This window comes from Psychrobacter sp. JCM 18902 (genome assembly GCF_904846615.1).
Taxonomy (GTDB): domain Bacteria; phylum Pseudomonadota; class Gammaproteobacteria; order Pseudomonadales; family Moraxellaceae; genus Psychrobacter.
This window is the reverse complement of the sequence record NZ_CAJHBK010000001.1, coordinates 486,802-498,487: the sequence shown is the minus strand read 5'-3', so window position 1 is coordinate 498,487 and position 11,686 is coordinate 486,802. Positions and strand designations below refer to the sequence as shown.

Here is an 11,686-nt window from a genome sequence, read left to right as displayed (position 1 = left end):
AATGTTTGACCCCAATTATCGATGAGTAGTTAGACATTTAAAGTCAGTAATTGACTACTCATCATCTAACTAGGAGAAAACCCCATGGCCTATAGTGACCAAGTTATTGATCATTACGAAAATCCACGCAACGTCGGCAATCTTGATAAAAATGCCAAAAACGTTGGTACTGGTATGGTTGGTGCCCCAGCTTGTGGCGATGTAATGCGCCTACAGATTCAAGTTGATGATAACGGCATCATTGAAGATGCACGCTTTAAAACTTATGGCTGTGGTTCAGCAATCGCCTCAAGCTCGCTTGTGACTGAGTGGCTAAAAGGCAAAAGCTTGGATCAAGCGGGCGAAATCAAAAACAACGATATCGCGAAAGAGTTAGCCTTACCACCAGTAAAAGTGCATTGCTCTGTACTTGCTGAAGACGCCATTAAAGCCGCTATTAGCGACTATAAAGGTAAGCATAGCGCAGCAGTAGAGCCAGAAGAAGCGGCTAGCTAAACCTATTAGCGTAAGTATTGTACTTCTAAGTACACGGTCTTAATGGCCGTACTTTAGTAGTCGATGTATTGAACAGCTACTAACGCTAAAAAGGTGACAATAACGCTAATGTAATTGTCACCTTTTATTTTCTAGTGATTCTTAACTGGTCGTTATTAAGATTTTTTGGCAAGTGCGCTATTTTCATTGCCAGTTTATACAGATTTTTTTGATTGATATTTATCATTGATAGTTAATGGGAGTTGGCATGATTGAAATGACAGAACGCGCCGCTCAGCATGTTCGAGACTTTTTGGACAATCGCGGCAAAGGCGAAGGTATTCGAGTGGGTATCCGTACCGCGGGTTGCTCAGGCTTAGCTTACGTTTTAGAGTTTGTAGATACCCCTGATGAAAATGACACGCGTTACGAAAGCCGCGGCGTTAACATCTTTATTGATCCTAAAAGTTTGGTCTATTTAGATGGTTTGTTGATGGACTACGAAAAAGAAGGTCTTAACGAAGGCTTTAAGTTTACCAATCCCAATCAAAAAGGCGAATGTGGTTGTGGCGAGTCTTTTACCGTTTAATGGTTCAAAGGTTAAAAAACCCTTGAGTTTAGAGTTTCCTAACTCTATATTCAAGCCATAATAAATATGTTCTCAGCTAAAGAAAACTTTCAAAATAAATAACAAGCAAGGCGTATGATATGACAGACATTACTGCAGAAGCCCAGTTTGATAACTTCTTTGCCCTATTTGAGCAGCCTGTACAGTTTGAAGTCAATCAAGAGAGTCTCGATCAGCATCTACGTCTGCTACAAAAACGTTATCATCCTGATAATGTCACCAAGAATCTAGCCAATACTACGCAAGCGCAACAGCAGTCTGAGCAGGCCTCAGCGTTAATCAATCAAGCCTACCAAGCGCTAAGTGCGCCTGATAGTCGTGCTAGCTATCTACTAGACATGGCAGATCAAGCACAGAATCTAGAGCATTCAATTGCAGACTTGGACTTTTTAGAAGATGCGATGCAGATGCGTATGGATTTAGATGACGCTATCGAGGGTAAAGATCGTGTGACATTGCAACAATTACACCCTCAAATCACCGAGCGACTGGCAAAACAGTCTAAGCGTTTTAACGATGCTTACCAAAGCCAAGATTGGCAAACGGCGATTGATGCGACACAAAAACTAAAGTTCTTAGTCAAATTAAATGCTGACGTGACTACTGGTATCGATGAGTTAGCAACTGCTGAGCATTCAGATGATGATGATTTATACGTCTAACTAACTGACGTATAAGCTTGTTAATTTATTTTATATGCTAAATTTATTTATAAATGCTATTAGCTTATGACGCTTATTTGAAAACTATATTATAAGCGATGGTTAAAATAGTCACAGCGATGCCGTATAATCCCTTATTTTAAGCACTTTTAATCGCTAAGTATCTTCGTTTTCACGTGCATACAAAGCAGTTAAACTACAATAGTGCGCTTATCATATTTGTTCCATTTTACTTATTAATTTTATCTCTTTCATTTTATCTTTGAGTTATCTTATGTCTTTATTGCAAATTGCCGAACCCAATCAAAGCGCCCAACCCCATCAGCATCGTTTTGGCCTAGGAATTGATCTTGGTACTACGCGCTCATTGGTCGCGGTAGTACGCTCAGGCAAGGCGCAAGTCTTAGAGGCAAGCGCAGCTACCGATACCTTATTACCTTCTGTGGTCTATTATCCAAGTGTAGGTAAGCCGTTAGTTGGCTCTGATGCATTAGCCCACTTAGCGGATGATCCAAAAAATACGATCGTCTCGGCTAAGCGTTTTATGGGTCGTAGTCAAGCTGATATCAAATTCTCTCATCCTTATGAGTTAAGCGGCAGCAAAGATGACATGCCAGCATTTGTGACGGCTCAAGGTGAAGTATCGCCTGTTGAAGTATCAGCACGTATTTTAGCAGCGCTTGAGCAACGGGCAGCGAGCGCATTGCCTGCAGACAGTATCGAGGGTGCGGTCATTACTGTCCCTGCTTATTTTGATGAAGCCCAGCGTCAAGCGACCAAAGATGCAGCCCAAGCGGCTGGTATTAATGTTTTACGTCTGCTAAATGAGCCTACTGCTGCTGCCGTCGCCTATGGTCTCGACCAGTCAACGCAAAACAGCGATAAAGAAAGTTATTATTTAATTTACGATCTGGGTGGCGGTACTTTTGACGTTTCTATCTTAAAGCTGACTGATGGCGTCTTTGAAGTATTGGCAACTGGCGGTAATAGTGCATTAGGTGGTGACGACATCGATCGTCTAATGACCAATTGGCTTATCAAACAATTAAATATCGATCCTAAAGACGTGAGTCGTCATGATAAATCGATACTCGCCCAACAATCCAAGGCTTATAAACAAGCCCTGACTGATGCTGAGCAAGTCAATATTGACATCACTGTCAATGAGCAATCTTATCAAGGTGTGCTGCGCCGTACAGATTTGCTGGCTATTGCAGAGCCAGTGAGCCGCCGTACATTGAGCGTATGCGAACAAGTGCTGCGTGATGCCAAGCTTTCGAGTGCTGATCTAGACGAAGTGATTTTGGTCGGTGGCTCTACTCGTATGCCTGCTATACAACAAGTCGTGACAGATTTTTTTGCCAAGCAACCACTTTGTCGTCTAAATCCCGATGAAGTCGTGGCTTTGGGTGCTGCCCAAACGGCGCATCAATTGGTCAATGGCGATAGTAATAACAACCTACTATTGTTAGACGTAACGCCGCTATCGCTTGGTCTTGAGACCATGGGTGGCTTAGTTGAAGTGCTGATTCCACGTAATACGCCTATCCCTGTCAAAAAACGCCAAGTGTTTACCACCTATCAAGATGGTCAAACAGGCATGGTGATTCATGTGGTACAGGGCGAGCGCGAGACAGTAGATAACTGCCGTTCATTGGGTCGTTTTGAGCTATATGGTATCCCGCCGATGAAAGCTGGATTTGCTCGTATTGAGGTCACCTTTAGTATTGATGCGAATGGACAGCTAACCGTCAGCGCACAGGAAACCACAACCAAGACAGAAAGTAAGATTGAGATTGTGCCTTCTTATGGGTTATCAGATGAGCAAAAAGAGCAGTTGCTCGTCGCAGGATTCAAGCATGCAGAAGAAGATAAAAATACACGTTCTTTAATCGAAACCAAAGTAGAAGCGGAGCGTGAAGTATTAGCGCTACAATCTGCCCTTAAAGAATTTGCAGCTTTATTGTCTTCTGAAGAGCAGCACTCATTGGCTGAGCAAATACAAGTGTTGCAAACAACGCTCAGTACTGATGATTTGGCACTTATCGAAGCACAGCAAGCAAAGCTCAAGCCTCACAGTGATGCGTTTGCTGCCCGTATTATGAATCAAAGCGTTAAAGCCAGCATGGCAGGCACGAATGCCCAAGATTGGTAGCAGATACATTTAAAAATGTGGCTTAGTCACCATACTAAGCGCATTTCTTATATTTTTATTCTTTTAATTGATTAGCACTGGAAAGACGATTTATGCCAAAAATTACCGTACTACCGCATCATGAAATTTGCCCTGAAGGCGCCGAAGTCGAGCTAGAAGCTGGCAGCAACTTATGTAAAGCGCTATTGGAAAAAGGCATTAAAATTGAACATGCATGTGAGATGTCAAAAGCCTGTACCACATGCCATGTGGTCGTCCGTAAAGGTTTTAATAGTTTAGATGAAATGGATGATATTGAAGCCGATTTATTGGATCGTGCTTGGGGATTAGAGCCTGACTCACGCCTATCTTGTCAGGTCATGCTCGATGATGAAGACTTAACCATTGAGATTCCTAAATATACGCTCAACCATGCAAAAGAAAACCACTAAACGCTAGAACACGTCCTAATATTACAGTTTACTTCATTAGATAAAAAAGCCAGCTATCATAATAATAGCTGGCTTTTTTGTGCTTGATTTTATAAACATTCTTTTTGAATGATTATTTATGACGATTGTCATTGATTATCATTACGTTTGCTTGCTGCCGCTATGTCAGTTGCCACTTTTTCTTGCTCCTGCTCGACACGTTCAAGCGCAAAATTTAAGCGTGCTCTGATATCTTGATAATCATTATCCTTCATATCTTTAAAATTTAGATGCAAATTAAAACCTGGTAATGTGTGATCAACCCACTTTGATAAATGACCTTTATACGTATCTGGATCCAGCACTTGCCACGCATTTACCTTGCTATCAAAACCCTTTAACTTGAACGCACCCGCATGCTGACAGTCATAATTATGACAGATATAATCGTAAGTACTCTCACTGACCAGTATCTCATCTTTACCAGCGCTCGACTCAAGTCTTGCCGCTAGATTGGCCTCTTTACCAATAAGAGTATAGCTTAGGCGATTATTACTACCAAAATTACCAACATGGCAATAACCTGTGCTGATGCCGATACGGATGTACAACCCCTCAAAGCCCATCAAGCGCCATTTCTGCCTCAAAGTTCGCATCTCGCGACGCATGTCTATTGCCATTGCAATACAGTCTAAAGCATCTTGGCGCGCACCGCGACTATTTGGCTCACCGAAAAAACACACCATGCCATCACCAATAAATTTATCAAGTACGGCGCCATGCTTGTTTGCTATCAATGTCATACAATGCATATAAGTATTTAAGATATCAGCCAAATTGTCAGCGCTCAAACTATCTGACAATTCCGTAAAGCCAACGATATCTGAGAACATAATCGTCAGCTTAGCGCGCTTATTAGCAACGGTAACTGGGCTGTCAGATTTTACGATAGGCTCCCAAACTTGTGGAGGTATGAAGCGCGTTAACTTATTAATGACGGAGACCATCGTGCTTAATCGCCCAACAGCCTGATGAGCACGAGTTTCATAACCAATATACTCTTGGTATACATGCCAAAACTGATACAGTATGACGATCATACTGGCTAATAATATTATTGGTGTGGTCCAGCCTTCATGGCAATCTATATCAGCACTGCTTAGGGTAACGCTAACATAATAGAAGACAATGACGGTTATTACGGAAACGGTAATCAGTTTTAAATGATTTTCAGGGCTACTAATAATAATTCTGAGTGCTATAAGCGCGGCTAAGCTAAGCGAAATAACCGTGCAAAATTGTATCGACCCAATAACTACCGATAGTAAAATAATAACAATGTTAGACGTCCAAAAGCTTTTTTGGCGGCGATAGTTATAAATCAAAATCATTAAACTTGGCAAACAAACAATAACGAGCAGTGCCATTGAAGTAGGTCTAAAATTAAAATGTACAGCGAGGAGTATTACCGTGAGTATTAAAACGAAGACTTCTGGATAGTCAAATCGATAAATCCCTTCATTTTTTGAAGAGTGATTTGGTCTCAGCGTGTCTAAAAAAGGCATATGAAGTATTCGCTCACGTAAAACAGGCTATGTAAAAAACTAAAAGGCTTGAGGATAGCACACGCGTACTACCTGCCTCTACGCCAAGTTGTGTATAAAATTAATCAATGATTACATTATACTTTTTAAATACTATAAAACCCATGTCACTGATAGCCAAAAGCCTACCACTCATCACTCATCTTGTCTTAATACGCTACCAAATCGGGATTATAAGACATATCGTTTGAGCCATATACAAAAAATCCAGATAATATTTATCTGGATTTCAAATACTTAAAACCTATTAATATATAAAAATTAGGGGCTGTAATAACTGAGCATAACGTTGGCACATAACCATAAAACGGCTAAGACACCAAAATAAGGCTTAACTTTAAACGTTTAGCCAGTTTTCCAGTTATTTTGATGGGTCAATCGATGCCCAGTTAATCGATATCTAGTTAATCGATACCTAGCCAATAGAGTATCATTATCGATTTGCCAATCAACTTACCGACCTGTTACTACTCAGGTATTTATTACATTTGCCAGTCAAATGGCATTTGATGATGACCACGTAGCGCCATCATTAACGTCTGCTGCATCTGCGCCAACACTTCTTTAGTATAAGGAATAGCAGGGACGCCCCATACTGGATTTGGCCATTGCATGTCGTTTTGATAGCGAACGATATGATGAAAATGAAGTTGCGGTACTTGATTACCGAGTGCAGCTACATTCATTTTATCAGCTTGAAAGGTCTTGGCTAGCTGACTCGACAACCAGCTCGATTCACGTAAAAACTGTGTTTGATCGGCTTCAGATAACTCATATAACTCTTTGATACCTGATACGCGCGGCACTAATATTAACCAAGGAAACTGGCAATCATTGATTAAACGACAAGTCGATAATGGGAAGTCACCCACTAAAAAGCTATCGGCAGCAAGTTTATGATGAAGTTGGAACATAATGACGGTTCTCTTGTTATGACACTCAGATAAAAGGAATATAAATCTAGAAAAGCAAAATTTAATTTACTAAAAAACAATAGGCTAAATATAGGATGTCGCTATTTTATCAGTTATCCGACCGATAAAATAGCGCTATGACTCATTGTCTTGACGTCCTACTTGAGCACTGGCTAGCTGACTTATTGAGCTGATTGAATCTACCGAAAATCATTGCCAAGCTCTCAAAATGCCGAAATACCAAAACAACTACGCTGACTCTGCCACCATATGCTCGCTAAAATAGCGTAATAACTCTTGTATCGCGGTGACGCGCTGTTGCGGCGTTGCAAGTTTATCAGCATCTTGATAACGAATACCAGAAGCACCGTTCATACGATAACGCTGGCCATTTGATTGAATCAACTTAATAATTGCTAAGGCATCAACTGGGGTATCGGGCGCAAACTCTAATGTCATGCTATTACTATTGGCATCAATCTTATTAATCTTGAGCGGCTCAGCTTGTATACGCAGTCCGTGGATGGCGAACAACTGCTTAGTTTGCTCTGGTAATGTACCAAAACGGTCAATCATTTCGGTACGAATATCAATCAATGCCTCTTTATCATCGGCGTTACTGATGCGCTTATAAAATAACAAACGCTGATGGACATCATGGAGATAGTCTTCTGGTATCAATGCTGAGCTATGCAGATTAATCTCACTAGTCAGCGACAATGGTGTGCTTAAATCAGGCTCTTTACCCGCTTTAATCGCCTTAGTTGCTCGCTCCAGCATGTCCATATATAAACTAAAACCAATCGCCTGCATATTACCACTTTGCTGCTTACCAAGTATTTCGCCAGCACCGCGAATTTCTAAGTCTTCGCTAGCCAGCATAAAACCTGCACCCAGCGTATTGGCGCGTTCAATCGCATGCAACCGGCGTTTAGCATCGCCTTTTAGACCTTTGAGAGAAGGCACAAGTAGATAACAGTACGCTTGATGATGACTACGACCGACACGACCACGTAACTGATGCAGCTGCGCCAAACCAAACTTGTCAGCGCGCTCAATGATAATAGTATTGGCATTCGGCACATCAATACCCGTTTCAATAATGGTCGAGCATATCAGCACGTTGAATTTTTTATGATAAAACTGCTGCATCACTTGCTCAAGTTGGCGCTCTTGCATTTGCCCGTGAGCGACCCCTACTCGCGCCTCAGGCACCAATTCACGTATGGTTTCTGCCATACGCTCAATGCTCGCCACATCATTATGTAATAAATAAACCTGCCCACCGCGCAATAGCTCACGCAAGATAGCCTCTTTCATTAAAGCATCCGTTTTTTGCATAACAAAGGTTTTAATCGCCAAACGACGTGCGGGCGGTGTCGCGATAATTGACATGTCACGCATACCTGAGAGCGCCATATTGAGCGTTCTAGGGATGGGGGTTGCTGTCATCGACATACTATCCACATCAGTCTGAATCGCCTTGATACGCTCTTTATGGCGCACACCAAAGCGATGTTCTTCATCGACAATCATCAAACCTAGATTAGAAAACTTCACATCAGGTTGTAACAGTTTATGGGTGCCGATGACAATATCGACTTTACCTGCTGCTAAATCTGTCAATACCGTTTCTTGATGCTTTTTGCCGCCAAAGCGTGATAGCGTCTCGATACGCACTGGCCAATCGGCAAAACGGTCGCGGAAATTGTCTTCATGCTGACCGGCCAGCAAGGTCGTCGGCACTAGCACCGCCACCTGATAACCTGCGCTGACGGCAATGAATGCTGCCCGCATAGCCACTTCTGTTTTACCAAAGCCAACATCACCGCAGATGAGCCGATCCATTGGTTGGTTTTGTCGCATGTCTTCCATCACCGCATGGATAGCATTGGCTTGATCCGGCGTTTCTTCAAAAGCAAATTGACTGGCAAAGAGCTCATACTGTGATGGATCTATTTTAAAATGAATACCGACTTTGGCTTCACGACGCGCTTGCATATTAAGCAGTTCGGCCGCTACGTCATGGATTTGCTCGAGCGCTTTTTGCTTAGCCTTATCCCATTTACCGCTACCGATTTTGTGCAATGGCGCAAGTGCTGGGTCACCGCCACTATAACGGTTAATCATTTGCAAATTAGCAACGGGCACATAAATACTGGCATCATCGGCATATTTTAAGTGAATAAACTCTTGCTCACCGTCGCCCACATCTAACGTAATTAGACCATTATAACGCCCAATACCATGCTCGATATGAACCACTGGGCTGCCTTCGGTTATTTCAGTAACACTTTTAACCAAAAACTCTTCAGACACCCCGCTTTGACGACGACGGCGTGTTTGCAGCACTTGCCGACCAAATAATTGCGTCTCACTAATCAGCACTAAACGCTCAGGAACATATACCCCACGCTCAATGGGCGCAACGGTTAAACCAACCTGCGGCAGCTTATTACCTTTAACGCTGTTGGTTTTGTCCGCTGCTAGAAACGCTGCAAAGCTGTCATAAGCCTTAATGTCAATCTTGCCTTTGAGCAGCTCAATAAGAATCTCACGACGACCCGCTGTTTCAGCAACGATCAATACTGGCGTCGCTGTTTGTGCTTGCAGCTCTAAAAACTCTAATAGCTGGGTAAGAGGCTCAGCCTTTTGGTGATTAACGGTCAATTGTGGCGGCTCTTGCGCACTGAGCGTCACCAAGCCTTGCTGCTTATTTGCCGTCAGCGGCAATTGTGGCTGTAAATCTGATTGGTGTTCAACTTGTAACAATGAACTATCTTCTAACAATGAGTCATCGCTGTCAATCGCAGCGACATCCGTCATGCTAGCCAGCTCATTGCGCGCACTGAGAATCACCCGTGGATAACGATTAAGATGCGCGTTTAAGGTATTTGACAATAAATACAGCAACTCAGGCGCGACAATAGGCTTATCGATATCATGACGACGCTCTTCATAACGGCGCTGAATTTGTGACCAGTAATCTACCTGTTTTTCATTAATCAATTCATCAGTGATAAACAGCGCATCGCTTGGTAAGTAAGCAAACAAGCTACTCTCTGCTGTCCACGCTTTTAAATCAAAAAATAGCGGCTGATAATATTCAAGTCCGCTACTAGCGATACCTGCCATGACGTCTTTATGTAGCTCAAACTTACGGCTGCTCGCATTAGGGAACATCGTGGCGAAGTTGGTACGAAACATCTCACGCCCTTCATCAAGCGGGAACTCTTTTGCTGGTAGTATTTGAAATTGTTGAATGGGCTTTGAGATATCTGGCAACTTGTGTAGCAGTGATAGTGACTCTTTGCCCATACTACTATCGTTGCCGCTCATCATTGTTTTGAGGTCATCAACGGTCAATGTCCGCTGGGTTTGCGGATTAAAAAAACGAATGGTCTCAATCTCATCATCAAACAAATCTAAACGTAGTGGAAACGGCTGACCCATGGCAAAGATATCAATGATACTGCCACGTACCGCGAATTCACCCGGCTCAAACACATTCTCAACGGCGCGGTAACCTGCCTTTGCCAGCAATCCGCGCTGGGTATTGATATCAAATCGATCACCAACGCTCAAATCAAAATGCTGCCCAATCAGCCAGCTTGGCGGTGCTACGCGATGCATTAATGCTTGTACAGATATCAATAGTACGCCTGTCGTTGGCATATCTGTTAATAGATTGATACGCTCACTAACAATGTCTTGATGCGGTGACAGCTCATCATAGGTCAACGTCTCCCAATCGGGGAACACATAAGCATCGACGCCGCAAAATGCCAATTCCGTCTCTATCTGATTGAGCTGGTTTTGGTCACGCGTCACCACAACTTTTAATCGGTCGGCAACATTCCATAGCGGTGTTTGCACCAGACTTGCTAGCCACAAACTGCTGACTGCGCCATGCACAGGTGCCAGCCAACGCCGCTCGGCATTCTGGATAGGAAACAACTGCTGGTTAATTGGTTCAAACGCGTCAGTCAAAGCAGTGATAGGCATAAAGAGTAGGATCAATGTTAAGAGTCAGAGAGCTATTATACGAATATTTCAGCAATTACCAAAATTTATGCCGTAACGGTTTGTCACTTAGCATTTTTATTAAAAAACCAATAGACAAATAGTTGATAAAGATTATATTCGTATATAAAGACAGGATGATTAAATATAAAAACCTCAACGGCTAAGCTGAGGTTTTTGAGTTATATGCATTAAGCTGCTTTTAAATTATAAGCCATTTTTAAATTAATGGCTTGTCGCTAGCGATAATACCGTTATTGTCTGCGTAGACAAACATACCAGAATTTAATGTTAAATCACCAAAGCTTATTTCAATATCGGTTTGACCTTCATCGCGGCGATTCGATTTACGCGGAATGCAACCAAGCGCCATAACACCGATGTCCATTGCTGCCATATCATCAACGTCACGGACGCAGCCGTACACGATAACCCCCGCCCAGCCATTATCAATCGCTGACTGCGCAATCATATCGCCTAACAGCGCACAACGCATCGAACCACCACCGTCAACGACCAATACCTTACCGTTACCATCTTTGTCTTTACCATCGCTATTTAGCAATGATTTGACGCGACTATTGTCTTCGAAGCATTTCACCGTCACAATTTCACCGCAGAATTTCTTTTTGCCGCCAAAGCTATGAAAAGACTTACCTTCGATATTAGGCAAACACACCTGCGACTCAGGGTTGGCATCCAATAAATCACAGGTCACAAAGTTCTCTTTATCCATTGTTATTGATTCTGGCATGTCTGACATAGTGACGCTCCTTGTTATATATGATTGGTTATTCATGACTGATTATTTGTGAC

General features: G+C 42.6%; 9 protein-coding genes. 5 read left to right on the top strand and 4 right to left on the bottom strand.

Going from position 1 to position 11,686, the window contains the following annotated elements:
• Positions 1–84 precede the first annotated feature (84 nt).
• The 5 genes from iscU to fdx all read left to right on the top strand — a co-directional run bounded on the left by iscU (position 85) and on the right by fdx (position 4,350).
• On the top strand, positions 85–495 hold the full coding sequence (iscU, locus tag JMY05_RS02050; RefSeq protein WP_201614047.1) for a Fe-S cluster assembly scaffold IscU: 411 nt from the start codon (positions 85–87) through the stop codon (positions 493–495).
• A gap of 247 nt (positions 496–742) precedes the next feature.
• Positions 743–1,063, top strand: coding sequence for an iron-sulfur cluster assembly protein IscA (gene iscA / locus JMY05_RS02045; protein ID WP_045445072.1), 321 nt, complete (start codon positions 743–745; stop codon positions 1,061–1,063).
• A gap of 119 nt (positions 1,064–1,182) precedes the next feature.
• On the top strand, positions 1,183–1,764 hold the full coding sequence (hscB, locus tag JMY05_RS02040) for a Fe-S protein assembly co-chaperone HscB (RefSeq protein ID WP_201614045.1): 582 nt from the start codon (positions 1,183–1,185) through the stop codon (positions 1,762–1,764).
• Positions 1,765–2,038: 274 nt separating this feature from the next.
• On the top strand, positions 2,039–3,919 hold the full coding sequence (gene hscA, locus JMY05_RS02035) for a Fe-S protein assembly chaperone HscA (RefSeq protein WP_045445069.1): 1,881 nt from the start codon (positions 2,039–2,041) through the stop codon (positions 3,917–3,919).
• Between the two features lie 92 nt (positions 3,920–4,011).
• The gene (gene fdx, locus JMY05_RS02030) at positions 4,012–4,350 is read left to right on the top strand and encodes an ISC system 2Fe-2S type ferredoxin (protein ID WP_045445066.1); all 339 of its coding nucleotides are present in this window, start codon (positions 4,012–4,014) and stop codon (positions 4,348–4,350) included.
• Between the two features lie 128 nt (positions 4,351–4,478).
• Here the strand turns inward: fdx and JMY05_RS02025 are convergent, their stop codons facing one another.
• The 4 genes from JMY05_RS02025 to rraA form a co-directional block, all read right to left on the bottom strand.
• The gene (locus tag JMY05_RS02025) at positions 4,479–5,756 is read right to left on the bottom strand and encodes an adenylate/guanylate cyclase domain-containing protein (protein ID WP_227678077.1); all 1,278 of its coding nucleotides are present in this window, start codon (positions 5,754–5,756) and stop codon (positions 4,479–4,481) included.
• Positions 5,757–6,415: 659 nt separating this feature from the next.
• Positions 6,416–6,847 (bottom strand): HIT domain-containing protein, encoded by a 432-nt coding sequence (locus tag JMY05_RS02020; protein WP_045445060.1) that lies wholly within the window; start codon positions 6,845–6,847, stop codon positions 6,416–6,418.
• 249 nt (positions 6,848–7,096) lie between these two features.
• Positions 7,097–10,852: a transcription-repair coupling factor gene (mfd, locus tag JMY05_RS02015; protein ID WP_201614043.1), complete on the bottom strand. Its 3,756-nt coding sequence runs from the start codon at positions 10,850–10,852 to the stop codon at positions 7,097–7,099.
• A 238-nt stretch (positions 10,853–11,090) separates the two neighbouring features.
• Positions 11,091–11,624: a ribonuclease E activity regulator RraA gene (rraA, locus tag JMY05_RS02010; RefSeq protein WP_045445213.1), complete on the bottom strand. Its 534-nt coding sequence runs from the start codon at positions 11,622–11,624 to the stop codon at positions 11,091–11,093.
• Between the last annotated feature and the right edge of the window lie 62 nt (positions 11,625–11,686).